Here is a 26,218-nt window from a genome sequence, read left to right as displayed (position 1 = left end):
ATGCTATTTTTGAAACTGAACCATTACCTAAAACAAATAATTCAATAATACCTTCATGATAAAAAGTAATGCCTAATATTTAGGCATTACTTTTTATCATGAAGGTATTATTGAATTATTTTGTTTTTATTTTTTATAACTAAAATTTCATACTTTTTTTATATAAGAATAAGAATAAGAATTTTAATTAAGTTATAATTAAAATATGAAATTTGATTAAACATTAGAATAATGATTTAATATATTTTAATTAAAATATAGTTATTATTGTCAATTATTTAGTATTAAGAGAGGGAAAAATATATGAATCAAGATTTACAAAAACTTTTCCATGAAATGGATTTTAATGATGTTAATAATGAATTTAATCATGCTACTATTAAAAAAGTACAATATTTTCATCATAATCAACAAGTAATAATTACCATCAACTTACCTAATTTTCTAACAACTACTACTTTAAAAAGTTTTGAACAACATTTTGAAAAATTACCTGTTTCGAATATTAGTGTCGATTTTAATGTTTCCCTTACTGCTGATGAATCAACTGTATTAACATATTTTCATTATATTAAAACTCATAAATTGCAACTATTAGCTGGCATTTATTATTCTTTACCCGACTCAGCAATTAATTATAAAAATAATATTATTACCATTACCATTCATAATAGTATTGAAGAAAAATTAATAACTAATGAATTTTTACAATTTATTAACTACTTTCAACAATATGGTTTTAAAAAAATTCAATTAAAAACTAAAATAAATAAAGCAGAGCAACCATTTATTAGTTATGAAAATGAATCTAAAGCAGAAATTAGCAAAATTACTAACAATTTAAAAACTAAAATTCCTAACAATAATATAAGTAAAAATTTTAATACAACTACTTATCGCAAAAAAGCAAAAGTTAATTTAGAAATAACAGACCCAACTCATAGCATTAAAGATATCATTGGCGATGAACCCAATATTATTATTAGTGGTAAAGTTTTTAAAATTAATAAATTTTTAACTAAAACTCAAAAATGATTTTATTCATTTTGAATTACTGATTATAGTGATGCAATTACTTGCAAAGCATTTATTAATAGCGATCAACCAGATGAGAAATTTGATAATATTAAAGTTGATGATTGAATAAAAATTAATGCTAATAGTCGTTATGATAATTATAGTAAAGAACAAGTACTATGAATTGATGATTTAATTATTGATTTAAATAATAAAAATACTAACAATAATGATGATGCTAAAACTAAAAGAATTGAATTTCATACTCATACTAAAATGAGTGCTATGGATGGTATTACTTCAGCAAGTGATTATATTAATCAAGTAGCTAAATGAGGACACCAAGCAATTGGTTTTACTGATCACTTAAATGTACAAGCATACCCAGATATTGCTAATGCCGCTAAAAAACATCCAAACTTAAAAGTAATGTATGGTGTTGAAATGGATTTAATCCCCAATAATATTAGTATTACTAAAAATAATATTAATACATCATTATTAGATTTAGAATACATTGTTCTTGACTTAGAAACAACTGGTTTATCAACCAATTACCACGAAATTATTGAATTTGGTTATACAATTGTTAAAGACAATATGATTTTAAAACAAGATACAATTTTAATTAAACCAAATAATCCCGTACCTGAACATATTACTGAACTTACTAGTATTACCAATGTTATGTTAAAAGATAAACAAACATTACAACAAATATTGCCAACAATTATTGAAATAATTGGCAATAAAACAATAGTTGCTCATAATGCTAACTTTGACTTTGGTTTTTTACAAGCAGCAATGAAACAATTGGGTTTCATGCCTTTAAATAATCCTGTCATTGATACTTTGCAATTATCTAGAGCAATTCTACCACAACTAAAATATTATCGATTAGGTACTATTTGTCGTACTTATGGCATTAAATATGATGATGAAATTGCCCACCGTGCTGATTATGATGCTAATGTATTAGCACAAGTATTTTTAAAAATGTTACAACAATTAAAAACAGAATTTAATTGTATTAATTTACAAGAAATTAATAACTTAATTAATGAACAAATTAATTTTAAACTTCGTGGTGAACATATTACTATTTTTGCAAAAAATCAATTAGGATTAAAAGATTTATATCAATTAGTTTCACTATCTCATACAAAGTATTTTTATAAAACACCAAAAATCATATCAGAAGCAATTAATGAAAATAGAAAAGAATTATTAATTGGTAGTAGTTGTATAAATGGTGCTGTTTTTGAAACAGCATTAAATAAAAGTGAAGAAGAACTAATTAAAATAATGAAATGATTTGATTTTATTGAAATCCAACCACCTGCTGTTTATAAACACTTAATACAGTTAGGAAATATTACTAAAGAACAATTACATGATACTATTAAAAAAATTATTAATAATGCTCTTAAATTAAATAAATTAGTAATTGCTACTAGCGATGCCCACTATTTACATCCCCATGAAAAAATGTATCGTGATGTTATTATTAATAGTAAAGCAATTGGTGGTTTGTTACACCCATTATTTGATCGTAAAGGTAAAGTTACATCATATCCCGATCAACATTTAAGAACTACTAATCAAATGTTAACAGAATTTAACTTTTTAGATGACCCTAATTTAATTAATGATATTGTTATTAATAATCCTTTGCAATTAGCAAAACAATTTGAAATGGTTAAACCAATTAAAGATGGCTTATTTACACCAAGTATTGTTAATGTTGATACTAAATTACGTAATCTTTGTTATGAACAAGCATGAAATCGTTACGGTAATCCATTACCAACATATGTAGAAAAACGTTTAACTCGCGAATTAGATGCAATTATTACTCATGGTTTTGCTGTTGTTTATTGAATTGCACACAAATTAGTAGAAAAATCTTTACAAGATGGTTATCTTGTTGGTAGTCGTGGCTCAGTTGGTTCATCTTTAGTAGCTACTTTTGCTAACATTACTGAGGTTAACCCACTACAACCACACTATTTATGTCCACAATGTAAAACTAGTGAATTTATTAGTAATGGTTCTTATAAGTGTGGTTATGATTTACCAAAAAAAATATGTTCACAATGCAATATTGATTTAATTACTGATGGTCATGATATTCCTTTTGAAACATTCTTAGGATTTGATGGTGATAAAACACCTGATATTGATTTAAACTTTTCTGGTGAATATCAAAATAAAGCTCATGATTTTACTAAAGAAATGTTTGGTGAAGAAAATGTTTTTCGTGCTGGAACAATTTCAACAATTGCCAATAAAACAGCTTATGGTTATGTTAAAGCTTATGCAGAAAAAATTGGTCAATCAGATATGCGTGCAGCAAAACTAGAGTTACTAAGTCAAGGATGTGTTGGTATTAAAAGAACAACTGGTCAACATCCTGGTGGTATTATTGTTGTACCAAAAGAATATAATATTAACGATTTTACACCAATTAATTTTCCAGCTGATGATACTAGTTCTACATGAAAAACTACCCACTTTGATTTTAATGCTATTCATGATAATTTATTAAAATTAGATATTCTAGGTCACGTTGATCCAACAGCATTAAAAATGTTAGAAAATTTAACTGGTATTGATCCAAAAACTATTCCTAATCAAGATGAAAAAGTTTTATCATTATTTTCTAATTTAAGTGCCTTAAATATTACTAGTGATGATTTACTTGGCGAAAAAACAGGAGCAATTGGTATCCCTGAATTTGGTACTGGTTTTGTTCGTAAAATGTTAAGTGATACATTACCTACTTCATTTTCTGAATTAGTACAAATATCTGGTTTATCACATGGTACTGATGTTTGATTAAATAATGCTGATGAATTAATTTCACAACAAGGTTTAAAACTAAAAGATGTAATTGGTTGTCGTGATGATATTATGACTTATTTAGTATATCAAGGGTTACCAGCAAAAATTGCCTTTAACATTATGGAAGATGTCCGTAAAGGAAAAGGCATTAAACAAGAATATGAAAAGTTAATGCAAGAAAAGAAAGTTCCTAATTGATACATTAAATCTTGCAAAAAAATTAAATATATGTTTCCTAAAGCACACGCTACTGCTTATGTATTAATGGCATGAAGAGTAGCTTGATTTAAAGTTTATTATCCGCATGAATATTATGCTACTTATTTTACAACAAGATGTGAAATTTTTGATATTAAAACTATGTTACAAGGCATTGGTGCTATTACTAATAAATTAAAAGATATTAATAACAGATTAAGAAAAAATGATGGTCAAAAAAATACAGTTACTACTAAAGAAAAAGATTTAATCCCATTATTAGAAGTAGCATTAGAAATGAATGCTAGAAATATTAAATTTAGCAATATTAGTTTAGAACATTCTGATGCTAAACTTTTTCAAGTTAAAGTAATAAATGGTGAAAAACAAATTTTACCACCTTTTATTACTTTAGATGGATTGGGTGAAATTGTGGCTAATTCAATTGTTAAAGCAAGGAGTGAACAAGCAATTACTTCAAAAAATGATTTACAACTACGAACTAATATTACTAAAACTAATTATCAACTATTAAATGACTTAGGAGTATTAGAACATTTAGAAGAAAATACACAATTAATGTTAGAATTATAATACAAAGAAAAAAGAAAAGATGTGGGATTATTATGTATAAATTAAGTAACAAAGCCAACTTTTATATACGTTTATCTGCATTAATAATGATAATTTTATTTTTAATTATTGATTTAATTAGTGCAATATATTATCCAATGGAAAAATTTGAAGATTTAGGATATGGTGAACGAGTAAGTAACTACTATGCTTTTTTTACTACTGAGAGTAATTATATGGTTGTTATTTATTTTTGTGTTTATTTATTTGATTCTTATTTTCGTGGTACTAAACCAAGTTTTCAAACTCGATTAGCAGTAACTGTTTATATTACTATTACGATGTTAGTATTTTGAATAGGTATTTTCACTGCTGAGCAAGATCCAAAACAATACAGTGCTTATAATTGAATTGCAACATTAATTTTACACTTATTAATGCCAATAATTATGATTACTAGCTTTATTGTTACATCAGGTCATCAATATATTAATATGAAACAACAACATAAAATATATTTATGATTAATTGTTATTTATCCAGCAATTTATTGTATTGTTATTCTAATTAGAGGTCATTTACGTTATTTAGATTTTATAGAAACTGGTCATCCACCAAGAGATACATGATATCCATATTTTTTCTTTGATTATTCAAATGGTGAATATGGATGATTAATCGCTGCTAGTGCCGTTGTTTTTGTTTTTGGTTTAGTTTTCAGTTTACAATATTTTTATATTTGAATTAATAACTTAATGTTCAAACGTTATCAAACTTCTGAACATCGTTTATATGATTTTTATCAAAAAATATTACGTCAACTTAATAAAAAAAAGAAAAGCAAAATTAAAAAGAAAAGCAAAAAGTAAAAATTTAAAATATATGCTAAATTGTAAAGGTAAGTGCAACTAAATTATTTTTCTATCCAAATATTCGATTGGTGAAAGATAATTTAGTATTTTTCTCGGTTTTTGATTTAAAGACAATATAAATTTATGAACTTCATTTTTATTAGTTTTTGAAAAAATAAATTTTTTAGGAAATTTTTCTCTAATTAAACCATTAGTATTTTCATTAGTACCTCTTTGTCAAGGTGAATATGGATTGGCAAAATAAATTTTTACATCTAAATTTTTTTCAAGTTGTTGTCAATTTGAAAATTCTTTGCCACGATCAAAAGTAATAGTTTTAACAATGTTTTTAGGAAGAATTGATAAATAATAACTGACATTTTTATTAATAACTTTAGTAGTTCTGTTTTTAACTAATATTGCTAAAGTAAATCGTGATACTCTTTCAACTAAAGTTATTAAACATGATTTGCTTTTACCTCGTGATGATACTATAGTATCTCCTTCTCAATGACCAAGTGTTATACGATCATTAACATTTATATCTCGTTCTTTAATTGATTTACCATTAAACTTGCCACGATTTTCTTTAGATTTTCGTTTTTTACCTTTTTTTCTTAAATTTTTACTAGTAACTTTATCAAGCATTCCAAAATAAATTCAAGTATAAATTGTTTTAAAACTAATAACTCATTCTTTATGAAAATTTTTAATTCTGCCATAAATTTGTTCAGGTGATCAACCTAATAGTAATTTTTGTTGTACATATTTTACTAAATTCTTATTTTTAAACTTATGAAAACTAATATGTGATTGTTTTCGATTTTCAGCTTTATTTTGTGCAATTAATGAAAAATAATGATTATTATCTTTATTTCTATTAATTTCTCGAATAATAGTACTAATACTTCGATTAAGATTTTTAGCTATTTCACTAATTTTAAATTTAAATTTCAATTGATTCTCAATATAAATTCTTTCATCTATGCCAAGATGTTTATAACTCATATAAAAACTCCTTACTTTTTTCTAAACTAAATTTAGCATTATGAAATTTTTATATGAGAATTTTTTGCAATTTTATTTACTTGCACTTACAAGTATAACTCAGCATATCTTATATTCCTTACATGATAAATATTATTGATATAATTAAATAAAAAAGAAAAGTTAGGTGATTGTAATTGAAAATTAACTTGAAAACAATGTTAAAACATGCACAAATTAACAAATACGCAATCCCAAGTTTTAACTTTGATAATTTAGAAATGTTAATTGCAATTACTAATGCAGCCGAAAAACAAAAAGCACCAATATGTTTAATGATAACACCTAACACTATTAATTGTATTGATTTAAAATATGTACTTGCTATTACTAACAATGTTATTAATCGTGCAAAAGTACCAATTTTTTTACAACTAGACCACTGTCTTGATCCACACTTTATTAAAACTAAAATTACATCTGATTTTAGTTCAGTTATGTTAAATTACAGTAACTATCCAATTAAAGAAAATATTGAAAAAACTAAAGATATTGTTCATTTTGCTGCTCCTTTGGGTATTATTGTTGAATCAGAGATTTTTTACAATAATACAAAAGGAGATATTACTAATGATATTAATTTAATTGAACAAGCAATATTATTTAGAAATAAAACTAATATTAATGGTCTTGTATTTACTGCTATCAATAGTCATCATCAAGATAATAGACAAGATTTAAAAATTTCTCTAATTAAAGAAATTGCTATTAAAATGCCTGAAATTTTTTTAGTATTACATGATAATGTTACTATTAATAATGAACAATTAACTCTAGCAATTAAAGCTGGTATTACTAAAGTTAATATTAGCAGTGATTTAAGAAAGATTTATGTTGAAAGTCTAAAAAAAAGTTTGCAAACTAACTCTAATTTATCTAATATTAATACCTTAATAGAAAATGCAATGATAGCTATTCAGAAATTTGTTGAAGAAAAAATAATTCTCTTAGGAGCAAATAATCGATATAAATTTTAGTTTTTATACTTATAGATTTTATTTCAAAATAAAAAGTGAACAATATTGTTCACTTAAAATAGTTACTATTTTATTTTTTTAAAATATAAATAATTAAGAAAATTGCTCAAAACTTTTTCATTCAAATTTATTATCCTATTTATAATAGGATTTTATTATAAAGTAAAGATTAAAAAAATATATCTTTAATAGTAATAGCAATAAAGATAACTAAAAATAATATAGCTCCAGCAATACTGACAATAATTTTATATTTTTCATTTAATTTTTTTCTTGTTACCGCTTCAACTGCATTTTCAACAAATTTATAACCATCCAATGGCGGAATTGGTAACATATTTAATAAAAATAAATTAGATGATAATAATGCTGCTCAACGAAAATATGTACTTGCTGCTTGTGTTGATGATAAATCAGGATTTAAAAAACTATTAGTTGATTTAACAATACCAACAGGTCCTGATAAATTTTGTCAATGAAAAGTAACTAATTGTCCTAATGCTTGTAAAAGACTGTAACTATCTTTAAAAGTATCAATGATACCATTACTAATAACTTGCCCTGCATTTAAATAATAACTACCTTGACTAACACCAATGAATAATACTCCTTTTTGTTCTACAGGTTTAAAAGTAACAGTTTTATCATCTTTACTATCAAAAGTAATTTTGTAGTCAGCAATAACTGTACCATTAGTAGTCTTTTTATTATATTTACTTAATCATGTTTGTAAATCATAATATGATTTAATTGATTGTTTAGATTCAATATCACCAGTATTATAAATACCAGTAATAGCATCAGTATCTAAAATTGGTAAACTTGGATTATCTTTATTATATTTTTGAACAGCTTCATATAATGGTCCTGTTGTTGCATAGGTTGGTGGCAAGTTAGGATCATATTTATGTGGATAAATTCCATATCCAATCATTAATAAAATAAAAGCTAATAATAAATTCATTAGTGCACCTGCACTAATGAAAGCTGCTTTTTTACCACGTTGCAAGTTTTCCATCATTCGTTTACTATCAATTACTTCATCTTCTCGTCCTTTAGGAGCATCAGCAATTTCTGAAGCAATAGAAACATAACCACCCAATGGTAATAGTCTTAAAGTATAACGTGTTTCTTTTTTACTTCACTGCAAAAGTTTTGGTCCCATACCAATAGCAAATTCATATACATATGCTCCTGATAATTTAGCAATTACAAAATGAGCAAATTCATGCAAGGTAATTAAAAATAATATTGTAAATAAACCAATTAAAATGGCTAAAAATATATACATAACTTCATCCTTAAATTTTATATATTAAGCAATAGTTGCTAGAGTAATTAGAAAACCAAAAATAACTACTGTTGAAAATGAATCTAAACGATCTAATAATCCTCCATGTCCAGGTAGAATATTTGAAAAATCCTTAACATGATAATTACGTTTCAAATAAGAAAATAATAAATCACCCATTTGACTAGCAATTGAAAGAATAAAACTAGTAGCAAAATAAGCAATATAGATTGGTGCTTTACTATTAACTTCTAAAAAAGGTAAGGGATTATAATTACTTGTTTCTAAAAAAACAGTTACTGTTATCATACTTAAAATAATTGCTGTTATTAAACCAGTAATAGCACCTTCTCAAGTTTTATTTGGTGATACACTTGGTGCCATTTTTGTTTTACCATAAATTATACCACCAATAAAAGCACCAACATCATTAGACATAACAATAATGAATAAAAACAATAATGTTGGTCATCCTAGTTTTGAAAGTTTAATTTCTGATAACATTAAAAAATTAACAGCTTTAACAACAAACACTAAATAAATAATTCAAGTAAAAATAAAAATAACATCACTTAATTGAAAATTTTTACTTCGTCAAGCAATTAAAATAAACATACAAATGAAAAGTAATAAAATTAATAAAGTCATTCAAGTTTCAAATCAATAATGATTATAAATATATGGACCAAAAGTTTCTTTACCAAGCGGAACTCATAAAAGTATGATTCCTGTTAAAATTATAGAAATTTTAAGTACAATTGATCAATTTGATTCTTTTTTTAAATTAATAATTTCTCATAAACAACCAATAAAAATTAAAGTATTAATTATCATAAATGTATACGCTGATCACTGTGGTTTATTACCAAAAATTGGTTCTAAATAAACTGCCCCAATAAACATTCATAATACACCACAAGCAATTAACATAAAGCTTGTAAGAATACGATTTCGATAGGTTCTAAAAAAATTACTAAGTTTTGCAAAAAAAGAAACTTTAGATTTTATATTTTCTTTATTTATTATCTTTTTTTTCACAATATTTAACCCCTAACTATTTATTGCTTTATTGCTAAATTTTCATTAAATCGGCTTTTTTATTGTTTTCTATTAATACAAGTTCTTTAATTTTACTATCAGTTAAATCTTGAATTGTAGTTTCTGCATGCTTTTCTTGATCTTCTGGTAATTTTATTTTTTTCAGATTTTGAACAGCATCACGTCGACAATTACGGATTTTAACTTTATATTCTTCAGTTTTTTTACTCAAATCTTTAACTAAAGTTTTACGAACGTCTTCTGTTAATTGTGGGAAAATTAAACGTATATTCTCTGCTTCGCTTTTAATTTGTAATTTCAAATCAGCTTTTGTAACAGCTTCTGTAATGTCTTTAATTAAACTACGATCATATGGTTTAATTAATAATTGATGTGCTTCTGCTACTTTAACTTGGGCAATATTACTTAAACTATCAACACCACCATAACATCTAACATTAATTCCTTCTAAGATATTAGGATTAGCTCTTCCGGTGCGAATTTTGTTAATTTCATTTTTATAACGTAAAATTATTTCATTCATCAGATTTGTGGCTTCTAAAATAATAACTTCCATATTTGTTTTCCTCCTAGTTAATAATTTTAAGTTGTTTTTAAATCAAACTATAAAAATTATATAATAATTTTTATTAAAACCAATGGAAAACTATTTAAAAAAATAAAAAACATCATTAATTAATGATGTTTTTTTATTAATATCTTTGGATTTTATTTTCTTCATTGTTTAAATCAACTAATATAAAAATACCACCAATAATACCTAATGCAGCACCAAAGATAATTCCTAATATTGCTAAAGCAATTTTTTGATCAGTAGTCGCTTCACCTTTACTTACTTTTTTGTATAAAATAAAACCGGGTATTGTTCATAATAAAGGAATTATAAATATTGATTCTAAAATAAAAACAATAAATATTAATATACTTCCTGCTTTTAACATTTTTTTCTCCTTCTTTAATTTTTATAATTAATAATATCACTTAATAAAATTGAAATATACAATTGTGTCCTCATTTAAAGTTTAGTTTTTTAACTTATCAATGTTATCACTTTAATTACTATCGATTTCAAATGTCTAATTATTAATAATTTTCATTTATATTAATAGTAACAAAAAAATATGATAATTAACAACAACTGTCATTATATTTTTTAAAATATTTAATGATTTAAACAGTTGATGGTATACCACAGTCTATTCTAGGTAAAAGATGAACATCACCAAAATATATTGCTAAATAAACTTTTAAATTTCTAAAATTTCCTGTTACTAATGGACCATCAGCAACTCTAGCATGAAACTGGGTACTAACATTTGTATTTAATAGTTGAACTAGAGAATCAAATTGTTTTTGTTTACTTTCTGATTTTATTACTAATTTAAAATCAGTAACAGATTCACCTTGTTTAAATCCTTGCGCAGCAGTTAATTTTAAACCATTTTTATCACTAATAAGTTCAGTAATAACTATTTTTGAAATGTATAACCCATCATTTTTAGCAGTATTGATAGTATAAGATTTTAATACACTATCATCATCTTTACTTATAATATCAATTTTACAAGTACCAACAAGAACTTTAAAATCAGTTCCTGTATTATTTTCTTCAGTTTTACCTGCTTCAGTACTTGTAACTTTTGCAGATAAAGCAGTAATTTTTTTAACATCATCAGGTGAATATTCTTCATTTTCACTACCACTTGTAATTCCTAATTCTTTCAAAAATGCTGCAGCATCAGCATCTTTTGCTTGATTTGGATTTCTAATTTCGTTTGCGTTTAATAAACTGTTTTTAAAATTAGTCATTATAATTTTTGTGTCATCAGCCTCAATTGAATACTTCTCTTTACCAGTAGTATCATCCTTCTTTAATTCTTGATTAATTAAACTTGTATTTTCATCACTATATCATCCTAATAATTTTGCATATTTACCATTTAATATTGGTGCTTTTGTTTCAAAGTCACAGGCAACAATTGAACTTGCTGCAGTTGTAGTTAAAGCAGTAGCAGCCATTAATCGTAATAATGTTTTTATATTTTTCATATAATGTTTTCTCCCCTTTTAGATAATTTTCTAAAAAATATAAATTATTTTCTGCTATTTATTATTATTCTTAAATTGAAACTATTTTTATAATTTTAATAAATTAATAAAATTTTTTAAGTGATAAAAAAGAATATAAATTAAAAAAGATTGCAATTGCAATCTTTTAAAATATTTAATGATTAAGCAGGAGCAATATCGCAATCAATTCTACTTGAAAGTACTACACTACCAAAACTTATTTGTAAATAAACTTTTGAATTTGGAAAATTTCCTGTTACTTCTGTTCCTGCAGAAGCATTATCAAAAAACTTTGTAGTAACATTTATTTTTAATAATTTAACTAAAGAATCAAATTGCTTTTGTTTAACTGCATTTTTTATTTTTAATTTAAAACTAGAAACAGGTTTTGTTCGTTTAAATCCTTGCGCATCAGTTAATTCTAAACTATCTTTATCTGTTATAAGTTTATCAGTACCAATAACTTCAGTTGAAATATTTAATGCATCTTTCTTAAGAGTGTTAATAGTATATTTTTTTACAGATTTGGCATCATCTCCAGTTGCCTTATCCATAATATTAATTTGACAAGTACCAGCTTCAACTTTAAAATCAGTTGTACCAGCAGCTTCAATTTTACCTGCTTCAGTACTTTCAACTTTTGCAGATAAAGCAGTAATCTTTTTAACATCATCAGCTGAATAAAACTTCTTGCTATCAGGTGTAAATCCTAAATCTTTTAAAAAGGCTGCAGCATCATCACTTACTGCTTGACTTTTATCAGAATCAGTACCAGTACCTGCTTTTAATAATTTTTCGTTAAATTTAGTTGCTGTAATTTTTGTATTATCAACAGCACTAACAGCAATTGAATAACTTTCTTTACCAGCAGTATCATCCTTTTTTAATTCTTGATTAATTGTACTTGTATTTTCATCACTATATCATCCTAGTAATGTTGCATATTTGCCATTCAATGCTGGCGCTTTTGTTTGAGTTCCACATGCAACAACTGAACTTGCTGCAACTGTTGTTAAAGCAGCAGCACCCATTAGTCGTAGTAATGTTTTCATGTTTCTCATATTGTTTTTCCCCCTTAGATAATTTTTCTGAAAAATATAAACTATTTTCTGCTCTTAATTATACATTCTTTTTTATTTGGTGCTCTTTTTATAATATTTTTCATTATTAAGTGTTATTTTGATTTTTTTAAGAAAATAATTTCAAAAATGTTAGGATTAAATTGTTCATTAACTGAACATTCTTATTATTTTTTATATATACTCTACAGTACTTCCAAGATTATTGAGTAATATAATGTAAAAAGACCTGAAAATTTTTCAGGTTTTTTTATATTTAAAAATTAAGAACAGAAAATAAAAATACATTTTTTTAATTAAAATTTCAAGGACAGAAAATTATTAGAAAAATTAATTTATTAAATTTGTTCGCTTATAACTGTGTTTTTAATAGTCTAATTGTTATTTATGAATTTGAATGTTTTCTGGATTATTATTATTTAAAATAATTTGATTCATTATATTTCTTTGACTATTAGAAGTAGAAGTACATTTTCCTGAATTTTCTTCAATTTTATTTTTAATATATTCAGATAATTCAAATAAATTTAATGCTTTCTCATTTATTTTTAAGTTACTATTTTCAGTAATTTGTAAATTATTTTGAACAAATACTACAAGGCTAAAAAATTTAAATTGTTTTAAATTAATGTTTTCTTTTTTTAAAAGATACAGAATAGTTCTAACATGACTTCTATTTTGATAAAGAGGTGATGGAATAAATTCTTGTCTTTCACCATGATATTGGATTCAGTTTTTTTTAAAATAATCTCCATAAGTTTTTAAAGATCAATTTTTAGTCTCAATTATAAAAATACAACTATTTAAAATTAATAAATGATCAATTTGATTAATTTTTCCTTCAATAGATGGTAAATATAAATTGTTAAATAATTGTAAATCTTCTTCATTAAACATACTTATTATTTTTTCTTTAACAATTAATTCACCTTTAATACCTAACGTATTATTTAAATTATCATTATATTGATAAGGATGTTCAAAATTTTTTAAATTTGGATAAATTTTTTCATAATTTTTAATTCGATTTTCTAATTCTATCATTTGATAAGAATATTCTATTTCTTTACTTTTTTCTAAATTAAAATAATTTTTTTTATATTTTAAATATTTATTTGTCAATATAATAGTAGTTAAAATTGAAACAATAATTATAGAAAATATAATAATTATAGTTATTCAAACATTATTAACAATTCATTTTTCTAAACCTTTAAATAATGACTTAATCAAAAATATAATAGTGATAATAATTATTAAACAAATAAAAATTATAATACCAATATTTTCATTCTTTTTCTTATTTTTACTCATAATATTTACTCCAAATTTTTATTATTGCTGAGTTATACTTGTAAGTGCAAGTAAATAAAATTGCAAAAAATTCTCATATAAAAATTTCATAATGCTAAATTTAGTTTAGAAAAAAGTAAGGAGTTTTTATATGAGTTATAAACATCTTGGCATAGATGAAAGAATTTATATTGAGAATCAATTGAAATTTAAATTTAAAATTAGTGAAATAGCTAAAAATCTTAATCGAAGTATTAGTACTATTATTCGAGAAATTAATAGAAATAAAGATAATAATCATTATTTTTCATTAATTGCACAAAATAAAGCTGAAAATCGAAAACAATCACATATTAGTTTTCATAAGTTTAAAAATAAGAATTTAGTAAAATATGTACAACAAAAATTACTATTAGGTTGATCACCTGAACAAATTTATGGCAGAATTAAAAATTTTCATAAAGAATGAGTTATTAGTTTTAAAACAATTTATACTTGAATTTATTTTGGAATGCTTGATAAAGTTACTAGTAAAAATTTAAGAAGAAAAGGTAAAAAACGAAAATCTAAAGAAAATCGTGGCAAGTTTAATGGTAAATCAATTAAAGAACGAGATATAAATGTTAATGATCGTATAACACTTGGTCATTGAGAAGGAGATACTATAGTATCATCACGAGGTAAAAGCAAATCATGTTTAATAACTTTAGTTGAAAGAGTATCACGATTTACTTTAGCAATATTAGTTAAAAACAGAACTACTAAAGTTATTAATAAAAATGTCAGTTATTATTTATCAATTCTTCCTAAAAACATTGTTAAAACTATTACTTTTGATCGTGGCAAAGAATTTTCAAATTGACAACAACTTGAAAAAAATTTAGATGTAAAAATTTATTTTGCCAATCCATATTCACCTTGACAAAGAGGTACTAATGAAAATACTAATGGTTTAATTAGAGAAAAATTTCCTAAAAAATTTATTTTTTCAAAAACTAATAAAAATGAAGTTCATAAATTTATATTGTCTTTAAATCAAAAACCGAGAAAAATACTAAATTATCTTTCACCAATCGAATATTTGGATAGAAAAATAATTTAGTTGCACTTACCTTTACAATTTAGCTATTTAATAAAATTTAATAAATAAATCTTAACATTTTTACTAATGTTTGAAAATATTTTAAAAAAATGTCTAATCTTTGATAAGCAGAATATATAGGAGATTAATATCAATATAAGAACAAATTAGTATTGAAAAGCAATTTAGTTCCCATTGATTTTAAAAAATAGAAACTTTAAAATGAATGTTATATCTTTCAATGATAATAGAACAAAAACAATTACTACTATATAAATAATTATATTTAATCAGTTTAAAACTTGAAAATTACCATTAATATAATGAAAGATATTTATACAATATAATCTACGATAATAAAACTCTATCATTTAATAAATTTCTATTGTTTTCAAATTAATAATATTGTATAATGAACAATGAATTAGAATTATAGCAAGACAGCTACCAGCTGTCTTTATTATTTCTAGTGTAATATATTTTATTTTTTTATTTAAGTATATTTTCATTTTGAAATAAATCTATTTCAAATACTATTAAATAATAAACAACAATGTTTATAAAAAACAAGGAGGAGAAAAAGTGGACAAAGAAATTAGTCAAATCATTTTAAATGCCATAAATGAAATTGCTGAAGAAAAACAAATAGCAAAAGAAGATATCATTGAAGCTTTAAAAGAAGGACTAAAAAAAGCATATGAATATCAAAGTTATCGTGATGATAGTACAAATATCAGAATTGAAATTGATCAAAATAAAGGTACTATTAAAATTTTAAAGGATTTAATTGTTGTTCCAAAAGTTGAAGATCCTGAATTAGAAATTGCACTTTCAACTATTAAAACAAAGAATCCCGGCTTAACAATTGGTGATACATATACGCAAATAATTCCTAGTGATCAATTCTCTCGTTTATCAATTTTTAAAGCTATTCAAGTAGTGAAACAATCAATTCGTGAAGCAGAAAAAACATCAATTTATGATGAATTTATTGATAAAAAAGATCACATATTAATTGGTACTATTGAAAGCGTTGAAGAAACTTATATGTTAATTAAAATTGGTAGAGCCTATGCTTTCTTACCAAAACAAAATCAAATCCCTAGTGAGATCTTACCAAAAAATAAACCAATCGCTAATAATACTTACATCAAATTTTATGTTGAAGATATTATTAAAAATAAAAACTATGGTCAAATTTTAGCATCAAGAACTCACGTTAATTTTTTACGTTGTTTACTAGAATTAGAAGTTCCTGAAATAGCACAAGGTGTAATCGAAGTTAAAGATATTGCTCGTATTCCTGGAATTAGAGCTAAGGTTGCAATTGTTAGTCATGATCCAAGCATTGATGGTATTGGTGCATGTATTGGTCCAAAAGGCGAAAGAACAAAATTAATTACGCAAGAATTAAGTGGCGAAAAAATTGACATTATTGCCTGAAATCCTAATATAAAAGAATATATAATTAACGCTTTAACACCAGCTAAAGTTATTTCAATTGATATTAATGAAGAAGAAAAACAAGCAAATATTATTGTTCCTACTGAACAATTATCATTAGCTATTGGTAAAAATGGTATGGCTGCTAAATTAGTTGCCGGTGTAACTCACTGAAATATTAATATTACTTCATTAGAACAAGCAAATGAAAATAATATTAAATTTACTTGAAATGGTAATATTAAAGAAAGTGAATATGAAAAGTTTATATCTGAATTATTAAAAAAAACACAATGAAAAAATAAAAATCAATAAACAATAAAGTAGGTCGTTATGAATAAAATACCTTTAATTCAACGTAAAAAAATACCAATGCGTAAATGTATAGTTACAAATACTATTTTACCTAAACGTGAATTAATTAGAATTGTTATTAATAAAGAAGGACAATTATTCATTGATAAAACTGGCAAACAAAATGGTCGAGGTGCCTACATCCAACCTAAACTTGAATTAATACCTTTGCTTATTAAAAATAAGGCATTAGAACGAGCATTAAAAACAAAAATTCCAAATGAATTTTATGAACAATTAATTAATGAAATTAAAAAAAATTGAGATTAATTTTCCCAAGCGAAAGGCGGGATGCAAATGGCAAAAAAACGAATATCTCAACAAACACAAAATATTAATCAACAACTAAAACAAAAAACATCTCAAATTAATGAAAAAGGAGTATTTTTATATAACGAACCTTTAACTATTTCAGAATTTGCTAAAGCATTGCATCATCCAGTAACTGACATTATTAAATACTTCATGAAACAAGGCAAACTATTTAATCAAAATCAAATATTAACTCAAGAATTAATGCTTGAACTTTGTTTGGAATGAAATATTGATTTTGAAAAAGCTAAAGTGGTAACATATGAAAACTTATTAGAAAATATTAATCTAGAAGATGATAAAAAAAATTTAGTAACTCGACCACCTGTTGTTACAATTATGGGCCATGTTGATCATGGAAAAACAACACTATTAGATACTATCCGTAATTCTAAAGTTACTAATCAAGAACACGGTGGTATTACTCAACATATTGGTGCTTATCAAATTAAAACTAATAATAAATTAATTACTTTTATTGATACCCCAGGTCATGAAGCATTTACTGAAATGCGTTCACGTGGTTCTAAAATTACTGATATTGTTGTTCTAGTAGTTGCTGGTGATGATGGTGTGATGCCACAAACTCGTGAAGCAATTGACCATGCAAAAGTAGCTGGTGTTTCAATTATTGTTTTTGTTAATAAAATGGATAAACGAAATGTTAATACTGATCGCATTATGAATGAACTAGCTAATTGTGATTTAACTAGTGAAGAATGAGGTGGCGATACTATTTTTGTTTATGGTAGTGCTTTAAAAAATCAAGGAATTGATGAATTATTAGAAGCCATATTAGTAATTGCTGAATTAAAAGAACTAAATGCTAATCCAAATCGATTTGCTAATGGAACTGTTATCGAATCTCATCATGATAAAAATGTTGGTTCAATTTGTACTTTATTAATACAAGGTGGAACACTAAAAGTTACTGATATTGTAGTTGCTGGTAGTGTTAAAGGAAAAATTAAACGCCTTATTAATGATACTGGTAAAATAATTACTAAAGCTGGACCTTCAATGCCTGTTCAAGTTTTAGGATTTGAAACAGCCCCTACTCCTGGTGAATCTTTTATTGTTTTTAATGATGATAAATTAGCAAGAAAAGTAGCACTAGTACGACAAACAGAAGAAACAAATAAAATTAGAAATAATCGACAAATTAGTTTAGGTAATTTAACACAAGATGTTGCTACAGGTGAATTAAAACAAATTAATGTTATTTTACGAGCAGATACTCAAGGTTCAGTGCAAGCAATCGTTCAAGCAGTAAATAAAATTAATGTTAATGATATTACTGTTAAGTTTATTAGAGCAACTATTGGTGGTATTAGTGAATCAGATATTAAACTTGCTCAAACTTCAGGAAGTATTATTTATGGTTTCAATGTTCGTCCCAATCATGTTATTCGTGAAGCTGCTAACAATGCCGGTGTTGAAATTAGATTACATAATATCATTTATAAAATAACTGAAGAATTAGAATTGGCTGCTAAAGGTTTATTAGAACCAACTTATGAAGATAAAATTCTTGGTCAAGCACGAGTTATTAAAACTTTTCATTTTTCAAAAGTAGGAACAATTGCTGGTTGTGTTGTCATTAATGGTTTCATTCAACGTAATAGCAAAGTTCATATCATTCGTGATGATGTTGTTATTTATAACGGTGAAATCAGTGGTTTAAAACATGAAAAAAATGATTTAAAAATTGCTAAAAAAGAAACTCAATGCGGTATTACTATTAAAAATTTTAATGACTTAAAAGAAAATGATATTATTGAATCATATTTAGTAGAAGAAGTGGAGACAAAATAGGATGTCTATCATTAAATTTGAACAACAAGAAAGTTTCTTAAAAAAAGAAATTACTAATATATTAAAAAAAGAATCAAAAAATATTCTTTTCAAAGATATCACTATTACTAATGTAAAAATAACAAAAGATAACAGTTATGCTACCATTTATTGAACAGTTTACTTAGATAATTTAGATATTAAAACTATTAGTAATGCTTTAGAAAAAGCGAAAGGTTTTTGTCGAAGCGCACTTGCCAAAACAAGTAATAAATATAAAGTTCCAGAATTACGCTTTAAATATGATAATACCAACACTAGAGTTAAAAACATTGAAGAAATATTAAAAAATATCAAAAATAATAATTCTTCAAATGAATAAAAATAATTAAAATGAGATTTATAATCTCATTTTAATTATTTAAATTTAAAATTTTTTTATAGTAATTATTTAATAATTACTATAAAACACTATTTAAAAAAATAAAATTATTAGTATAATAAAAAAGGAATCATCAATAAAATAAGGGAATTATTCAGTAGCTACTAAGTAAGAAAGGAAAGCTACTATTAATGGCACAAAAAATTTATTCAACACCAAATAGTGATGATTTTTATGTTATTCCTGAATTTTTAGAACATCAACAATGTTGAATGGTATGACCAGAAAGAACTGATAATTGAAGATTAGGCGCTAAACCAGCACAAGAAAAAATAAGTAAACTTGCTAATATTATTAGTGAACATGAACATGTAAATATGATTGTTAGTAAAAATCAATTTAATAATGCTAGAAATTTATTAAATAAAAATATTACAATTATCGAAATGTCTACTAATGATTGCTTTATTCGTGATTATGGTCCAATCTTTCTTCAAAATAAAGAAACAAAGAATATTAGAGGCTTAAAATTTAATTTTAATGCTTGAGGTGGAGAAATAGCAGGTATTTATTCACCTTGAAATTATGATGATATGGTAGCATACAAAATATTTGAACTACAAAAAATTGATTACTATTTTCTACCAATCATTTTAGAATCTAGCATGATTATGTTAGATGGTGAAGGTACTTGTTTTGCTAGTTATGAAGGTATTTTATGCCAAGAACGTAATCCTAATTTATCACAAGAACAAATAGAAATATATTTAAAAGACTATCTAAATGTTGTAAATATTATTTGAATACCTTATGGATTACCATATGATGAAACCAAAGGAAGATTAGATAATATCATGTGTATAGTTGATAGTAATACTATTTTATTAAGTTGAACAGAAAATACTATTGATGATCGTTATCTTGCTGTTAAAAATTGTTGAGATGTATTATCAAAATCAATAAATGCTCATGGCAAAAAATATAAAATTATAAAAATTCCTTTACCAAAAAATGACGTTCGTAATAGTGATGATATTAAAATGATTGATTTTAACATTTATCATAATCGTATCCTAGCAAATCAAAAACTTGTCACTAGTTATCTTAACTTATATATAAGTAACAAAGTTGTTATTATTCCTACTTTCAATGATGAAGAAAGTGAAACTAAACTTCTAGATATTTTATCAAAAACAAATGTATTTAATAATAAACAAATTGTTTTATTTGATGCTCGAGAACTTATTCTTGGTAAAAGTGGTATTCATAGTTTAATTTGTCATCAACCAGCTTTAATATCTACTACATAATTTTATAAACTTTTATCTTATTCTTTATCTTTAAATTAAAAAAAATTTAACTAGTTATTTCTATTTAAAAAATATAAAATGCTGAGTTATACTTGTAAGTGCAAGTAAATAAAATTGCAAAAAATTCTCATATAAAAATTTCATAATGCTAAATTTAGTTTAGAAAAAAGTAAGGAGTTTTTATATGAGTTATAAACATCTTGGCATAGATGAAAGAATTTATATTGAGAATCAATTGAAATTTAAATTTAAAATTAGTGAAATAGCTAAAAATCTTAATCGAAGTATTAGTACTATTATTCGAGAAATTAATAGAAATAAAGATAATAATCATTATTTTTCATTAATTGCACAAAATAAAGCTGAAAATCGAAAACAATCACATATTAGTTTTCATAAGTTTAAAAATAAGAATTTAGTAAAATATGTACAACAAAAATTACTATTAGGTTGATCACCTGAACAAATTTATGGCAGAATTAAAAATTTTCATAAAGAATGAGTTATTAGTTTTAAAACAATTTATACTTGAATTTATTTTGGAATGCTTGATAAAGTTACTAGTAAAAATTTAAGAAGAAAAGGTAAAAAACGAAAATCTAAAGAAAATCGTGGCAAGTTTAATGGTAAATCAATTAAAGAACGAGATATAAATGTTAATGATCGTATAACACTTGGTCATTGAGAAGGAGATACTATAGTATCATCACGAGGTAAAAGCAAATCATGTTTAATAACTTTAGTTGAAAGAGTATCACGATTTACTTTAGCAATATTAGTTAAAAACAGAACTACTAAAGTTATTAATAAAAATGTCAGTTATTATTTATCAATTCTTCCTAAAAACATTGTTAAAACTATTACTTTTGATCGTGGCAAAGAATTTTCAAATTGACAACAACTTGAAAAAAATTTAGATGTAAAAATTTATTTTGCCAATCCATATTCACCTTGACAAAGAGGTACTAATGAAAATACTAATGGTTTAATTAGAGAAAAATTTCCTAAAAAATTTATTTTTTCAAAAACTAATAAAAATGAAGTTCATAAATTTATATTGTCTTTAAATCAAAAACCGAGAAAAATACTAAATTATCTTTCACCAATCGAATATTTGGATAGAAAAATAATTTAGTTGCACTTACCTTTACAATTTAGCAAATTTATTAAATTTAATTTAAATTTTTAAAGATACTAAAACTAGAAAATAAATTTCAATCCTAATATAAATTATGAAAAAATGGTAACAACCATTTTTTCATAATTTATATTAAACTTGTTCATAAATAAAACTCTAGTAAATATTATAAATTCTTTTTAGTTTCATTTTTCTTTCTATACTGTTCTTCTCGCATCTTCATCTCGTTTTCTATTTTTTTACATTCTTCTCTTCATTTCTTTGCTTCTTATCCGTGTTTTTTTTTCTTCTTCTATTCTTTTGTTATCCATAATAATACTCCTTTCAAGTATAAAATTTTAAATTTTTTTTCTAACTCTTAAAAAATATCTAAGAAAAGTATATATTTTTTTAAAAAAATAAAATATATAATCATAAAAAATCACTCTTTTTATAAGAGTGATTAATATTAATTTAAACTAAACTATATCACAGTATATCGTGAATCTGAAAAATGCTCACTTACTGATGGTTGTGTTTCATTGATTTCATTTATATTAAATGAATTAAATTTTTTAAATAAACCATTTAAATTTGTTTTTTTTGCTTCAGTTATTGCTTGTTGTTCTAATAAATCTTTTATATCATTTTTAGGATTATTAATAACAACTCCATCTTCAACATTATCATTATTTATAGAACCATATCCATTATCATTTTCATTATTTATACAACATGATTTTGTTTTAGTTCAAATTCATTTTGCTCCATTTAGAATTGGTTGTAATAGTGGTTTTTTATAATTATCTAACTGTAAATTTAAACCATCTGTTATTGACATTGCTGTAGCTGTTCCCAACATTCCTAAAGTAAAAAATTTATTAGGGAATATCAAACAACCATCTGTAAACCCATTTTCAGCAACAAGTGATGCTAAAGTTTTAAGTGCATTACTACTAAATGTAATTGCACCAAAACTAACAAGTGCAATAAAACCTTTTAAAGGGTAACATAATTCATTAATAAAATTAACCATTTTACTAAAAATATTTAAACAACAATTAAACTTATCAGATAATTGAAACTCATTATTTAATGTACTTAATGATCATTTAAAACCATTATTAATAGTTGTCATAGCATAAAGTCTAGCAATAGTAGATAAGATATTAAATTTATCAATTAATTTTCAACCATAATTTGGTCAAGTAAAACTATCAAGAGTATACATTGCAGCAGCAGTAACAACTACATGATTACTAAATGTTGATCAAAGATGAATTAATGATGTAATAAAGTATGAATTATTAACAGGTGAATTAGCAACACTTCTAGTTTGACAACAAGGACTAATAACCTTACGCGATCATTTAAAAATTTCACCAGTAAGAAGACTAAAAATAATATCAGCACTTGCCATCATAAGATTATGTTGTGTTTTTTCATTAGTAACGTCAAGAATATTAGTTATTCAATCATTAGATGGATGAGGTTTATTATCTGTAATATTAACTGAAAATACTCTTTGTGTAGTTCATGCAAACACAACAATAGGAATAATTCCTAATGCAGCGATAATAAAATATCAATTAATAGGTGTTTTTTGTTTTATTTCTGTAAAAGTAGTTAAATCTAATGATTTTAAATCACTAAGGTATGCATTTTCATTTTCATATATTTTAAATTTTTGTTCAAATTGATTATTTTCATCTAAATTTGATAATTCTAAAATCACTCTACCGTTTTTCAAACGAATAGTTTTCTGTCATTTTAAATCATTAGAAATATCAATAACATTTTCATGAATCATTATACCAGAATATACTACACCAGGTTCAAATCTCGTACGATATTTTCAACGTTCATTAATATCCAATCTTTTTTGTGTTATTCCACCATAACAACTATTAGTATCATCTATTCACTCTTCTTCATCGCTTGTTGAAAATTGATCTTGACTTTCTGTTCTTGTGTAATTAATATTGTCTTTATTTCTAACTTCTAAATTTTCTTGATGATATCCATTAACATGTTCTTGACTTGTTGAAGGTTGATCTTGATTTTTGATTGCATTGTAATTATTGTTATTTTTATTTAATAAAGGTGTTTGTTCTGAATTCTTTTTTGTTTTCATTTTTCCCCCTTTTAATTATAAAAGTCCTGCTTTACTTTTAATAAGTAAAATAGGACTACTTAAACATACATTTCAATTGAATGACATTCTCTTTTAATACTTATAAATAAAAATTATAATTAATAAACTAGATTGTTACTAAATTATTTTTATTTTTTTACAATAAAAGAGTGTAAATAAAAATTAGAAATTTTAAAAAATTTTAATAGTAACTAATACTAACTATGATATATAATTTTTATGATTTAACTTTACCATATTTAATTAAAAAAAATAGAAAAATAATAATATCAGTATGGTTATTAAAATGGTTCAATATATATTTTATTAAAGAAGATTTTGTTGTGAATTTGAACAACTGTTTAAAAAGGGATTATTTAATTCTTCATCATTTGCTGATTGTTTATCAAATTTTTTTTCATCAGTTACTTTTTGATCTTGTAATAATGGCATAGTTTCCGTTGAAATTAATGGTGAATGTGGTGTTTCATTATTTTTTATCTCTAACAACAAATTTTTAATTTCAATATTTTTAGCATTTATTATTTCTTTAATTTCTTTATTTTTATTAATACATCCAAAACTAAAAACTTTAATAACAAAATTTAAAATTGGAGTTATCTTTTTTTTCTCTAACTTGACAATATCACTTTTTAATTTTGTTATTTTTTCTTGTTTTAATAATAATTTATCTTCTAAATGTCTTTCTTCTTGTTTTATTTTATATTCTTCTTCAGTTATGAATATAATAAATGAAGATCCTAAACATGAGTTTATTTCATTTATTTTTTCTAATATTTGTTTTTGTTTATTAGGTGGATGAGTATCAAATTCCGCTTTTGATAAGCAAATTTGTTTTATATCACGTGCAAATAAGATTCTAGAATAAACATGAGCCTCTATATAATTTCCTTCACTTTTACCATAATTACGATGAGGAACAAAATTTTTTCCATTAGCTTTATTAATTAAACTTTCTAAACAATTATATCCAAATAAATCATTTTGACAATATCTTATCAATCTTGGGAAGTGTAAAAAAGTAGATATTTTATCTTTTAATTTCCCACCACTGAACGTAGGTGGTGAATACGTATCATAAGGACTATATGTACAATTTAGCTTTATTTCAATCTGGAAAATCATTTTCTAAATTATCAAGACGATTATTTGGATAATATTTCTCATCTTCTGTTATTATTCTTACTGATTCAAAATCAAATCAATTAAATGGTTTTTCATAAAGTACAATTTCTATACGTTCTTTTCTAGAACTATCTGTATATACTTTTTCAATTTTTGAAAAATTATCTCAAATTGTTTTACCTACTTGTTGTATTTCTTTTCATGTTCATGGAAAAATTGCAGTAATTGAAATATCATTAGAATTATATCGTTGCATCATATCCTCTTTAAATTTTTCGCCAAGTTCTCATGCAGGATTATCTTTTCAATAATGATAATCAGCTATTATTCCTTCAAAAGTTTTTGGTGTAAATGAACAAGTTACTTTACCTCAACTACCCCTTATTTCGTTTTTACCATTTAATGTTCTTTTTAATCGATTTCTGTGTTTTTCATGACGATGTTTATTCATATTTATTTTGCTATTTGTTGTTGGGTTGTTAATAATAAAATCTGTTTGATTATTACTTGCAAAATTTAATTGTTGATTTACTAAATCTAAACTAGTCGTATTTTTTCTAACTCAATTTTTAATATTTGAATTATCAATTGACTTACCATTAATACCTTGTATTTTATTATTTAAAAGTGGAGCAGTTAATACTCACAATTTAAATCAATAACTTGGACTAAAATATTTCATAATTTTGTTCTCCTTTGAAAGTAAATATAAAAATATTTACTTTCAAAACAAAGCAACTTTTATTTGTTAAATTTTACTTCTTTTTTATTTTTTTTGATAAATATTTTTGGGAAATTTTCACTCGATATTGACAGTTATTAATTAAAAAATGTATTTTTTCTAAA

21 protein-coding genes are annotated in these 26,218 nt (G+C 24.0%); 10 read left to right on the top strand and 11 right to left on the bottom strand.

Annotation, left to right across the window (positions count from 1 at the left end; genetic code table 4):
* The first annotated feature begins 303 nt into the window (after positions 1-303).
* Positions 304-4,653, top strand: a complete 4,350-nt coding sequence (locus AACL03_RS08110; RefSeq protein WP_339040031.1) for a PolC-type DNA polymerase III — start codon at positions 304-306, stop codon at positions 4,651-4,653.
* A 137-nt stretch (positions 4,654-4,790) separates the two neighbouring features.
* Positions 4,791-5,501 carry a Pr6Pr family membrane protein gene (locus tag AACL03_RS08105; RefSeq protein ID WP_339040030.1) on the top strand — a complete coding sequence of 237 codons (711 nt, stop codon included), beginning with the start codon at positions 4,791-4,793 and terminating at the stop codon, positions 5,499-5,501.
* A 39-nt stretch (positions 5,502-5,540) separates the two neighbouring features.
* Here AACL03_RS08105 and AACL03_RS08100 read toward each other — a convergent pair whose 3' ends face one another.
* On the bottom strand, positions 5,541-6,491 hold the full coding sequence (locus AACL03_RS08100) for an IS30 family transposase (protein WP_339039091.1): 951 nt from the start codon (positions 6,489-6,491) through the stop codon (positions 5,541-5,543).
* A gap of 176 nt (positions 6,492-6,667) precedes the next feature.
* Between AACL03_RS08100 and AACL03_RS08095 the strand changes: the two genes are divergently transcribed.
* Positions 6,668-7,507 carry a class II fructose-bisphosphate aldolase gene (locus AACL03_RS08095; protein WP_339040029.1) on the top strand — a complete coding sequence of 280 codons (840 nt, stop codon included), beginning with the start codon at positions 6,668-6,670 and terminating at the stop codon, positions 7,505-7,507.
* Positions 7,508-7,676: 169 nt separating this feature from the next.
* Here the strand turns inward: AACL03_RS08095 and AACL03_RS08090 are convergent, their stop codons facing one another.
* The 7 genes from AACL03_RS08090 to AACL03_RS08060 form a co-directional block, all read right to left on the bottom strand.
* Positions 7,677-8,798, bottom strand: coding sequence for a site-2 protease family protein (locus tag AACL03_RS08090; RefSeq protein WP_339040028.1), 1,122 nt, complete (start codon positions 8,796-8,798; stop codon positions 7,677-7,679).
* Between the two features lie 24 nt (positions 8,799-8,822).
* Complete coding sequence (locus AACL03_RS08085; protein ID WP_339040027.1) at positions 8,823-9,836, bottom strand: phosphatidate cytidylyltransferase; 1,014 nt, start codon at positions 9,834-9,836, stop codon at positions 8,823-8,825.
* 34 nt (positions 9,837-9,870) lie between these two features.
* Positions 9,871-10,380, bottom strand: coding sequence for a ribosome-recycling factor (locus AACL03_RS08080; protein WP_339040026.1), 510 nt, complete (start codon positions 10,378-10,380; stop codon positions 9,871-9,873).
* Positions 10,381-10,549: 169 nt separating this feature from the next.
* Complete coding sequence (locus AACL03_RS08075) at positions 10,550-10,798, bottom strand: hypothetical protein (RefSeq protein WP_339040025.1); 249 nt, start codon at positions 10,796-10,798, stop codon at positions 10,550-10,552.
* A gap of 229 nt (positions 10,799-11,027) precedes the next feature.
* Entirely contained in the window at positions 11,028-11,906 is an 879-nt protein-coding gene (locus tag AACL03_RS08070) for a hypothetical protein (protein ID WP_339040024.1), read from the bottom strand.
* Between the two features lie 182 nt (positions 11,907-12,088).
* Entirely contained in the window at positions 12,089-12,988 is a 900-nt protein-coding gene (locus AACL03_RS08065; RefSeq protein WP_339040023.1) for a hypothetical protein, read from the bottom strand.
* Positions 12,989-13,387: 399 nt separating this feature from the next.
* Positions 13,388-14,320 (bottom strand): nuclease-related domain-containing protein, encoded by a 933-nt coding sequence (locus tag AACL03_RS08060; RefSeq protein ID WP_339040022.1) that lies wholly within the window; start codon positions 14,318-14,320, stop codon positions 13,388-13,390.
* 130 nt (positions 14,321-14,450) lie between these two features.
* Between AACL03_RS08060 and AACL03_RS08055 the strand changes: the two genes are divergently transcribed.
* The 7 genes from AACL03_RS08055 (at position 14,451) to AACL03_RS08025 (ending at position 22,110) form a co-directional block, all read left to right on the top strand.
* Positions 14,451-15,401, top strand: coding sequence for an IS30 family transposase (locus AACL03_RS08055; protein ID WP_339038665.1), 951 nt, complete (start codon positions 14,451-14,453; stop codon positions 15,399-15,401).
* Between the two features lie 561 nt (positions 15,402-15,962).
* A complete protein-coding gene (nusA, locus tag AACL03_RS08050; protein ID WP_339040021.1) occupies positions 15,963-17,138 on the top strand; it encodes a transcription termination factor NusA in 1,176 nt (391 codons plus the stop codon).
* Positions 17,139-17,156: 18 nt separating this feature from the next.
* Positions 17,157-17,447: an RNase P modulator RnpM gene (gene rnpM / locus AACL03_RS08045; RefSeq protein ID WP_338957115.1), complete on the top strand. Its 291-nt coding sequence runs from the start codon at positions 17,157-17,159 to the stop codon at positions 17,445-17,447.
* A gap of 27 nt (positions 17,448-17,474) precedes the next feature.
* Positions 17,475-19,304, top strand: a complete 1,830-nt coding sequence (infB, locus tag AACL03_RS08040) for a translation initiation factor IF-2 (RefSeq protein WP_338957117.1) — start codon at positions 17,475-17,477, stop codon at positions 19,302-19,304.
* 1 nt (position 19,305) lies between these two features.
* Positions 19,306-19,665, top strand: a complete 360-nt coding sequence (gene rbfA, locus AACL03_RS08035; RefSeq protein ID WP_252320089.1) for a 30S ribosome-binding factor RbfA — start codon at positions 19,306-19,308, stop codon at positions 19,663-19,665.
* Between the two features lie 191 nt (positions 19,666-19,856).
* On the top strand, positions 19,857-20,975 hold the full coding sequence (locus AACL03_RS08030) for an agmatine deiminase family protein (RefSeq protein ID WP_339040020.1): 1,119 nt from the start codon (positions 19,857-19,859) through the stop codon (positions 20,973-20,975).
* 184 nt (positions 20,976-21,159) lie between these two features.
* Complete coding sequence (locus tag AACL03_RS08025; protein ID WP_339038665.1) at positions 21,160-22,110, top strand: IS30 family transposase; 951 nt, start codon at positions 21,160-21,162, stop codon at positions 22,108-22,110.
* A gap of 466 nt (positions 22,111-22,576) precedes the next feature.
* Here AACL03_RS08025 and AACL03_RS08020 read toward each other — a convergent pair whose 3' ends face one another.
* The 3 genes from AACL03_RS08020 to AACL03_RS08010 all read right to left on the bottom strand — a co-directional run bounded on the left by AACL03_RS08020 (position 22,577) and on the right by AACL03_RS08010 (position 26,054).
* A complete protein-coding gene (locus AACL03_RS08020; RefSeq protein WP_339040019.1) occupies positions 22,577-24,226 on the bottom strand; it encodes a hypothetical protein in 1,650 nt (549 codons plus the stop codon).
* 327 nt (positions 24,227-24,553) lie between these two features.
* On the bottom strand, positions 24,554-25,249 hold the full coding sequence (locus tag AACL03_RS08015) for a hypothetical protein (protein WP_339040018.1): 696 nt from the start codon (positions 25,247-25,249) through the stop codon (positions 24,554-24,556).
* Between the two features lie 82 nt (positions 25,250-25,331).
* The gene (locus tag AACL03_RS08010) at positions 25,332-26,054 is read right to left on the bottom strand and encodes a hypothetical protein (RefSeq protein WP_339040017.1); all 723 of its coding nucleotides are present in this window, start codon (positions 26,052-26,054) and stop codon (positions 25,332-25,334) included.
* Between the last annotated feature and the right edge of the window lie 164 nt (positions 26,055-26,218).

This window comes from Spiroplasma endosymbiont of Andrena trimmerana (assembly GCF_964019575.1).
In the GTDB taxonomy this organism is placed as follows: Bacteria; Bacillota_I; Bacilli_A; order Mycoplasmatales; family VBWQ01; genus Spiroplasma_E.
The sequence above is the reverse complement of the archived record's forward strand: the minus strand, read 5'-3'. Positions and strand labels throughout refer to the sequence as shown.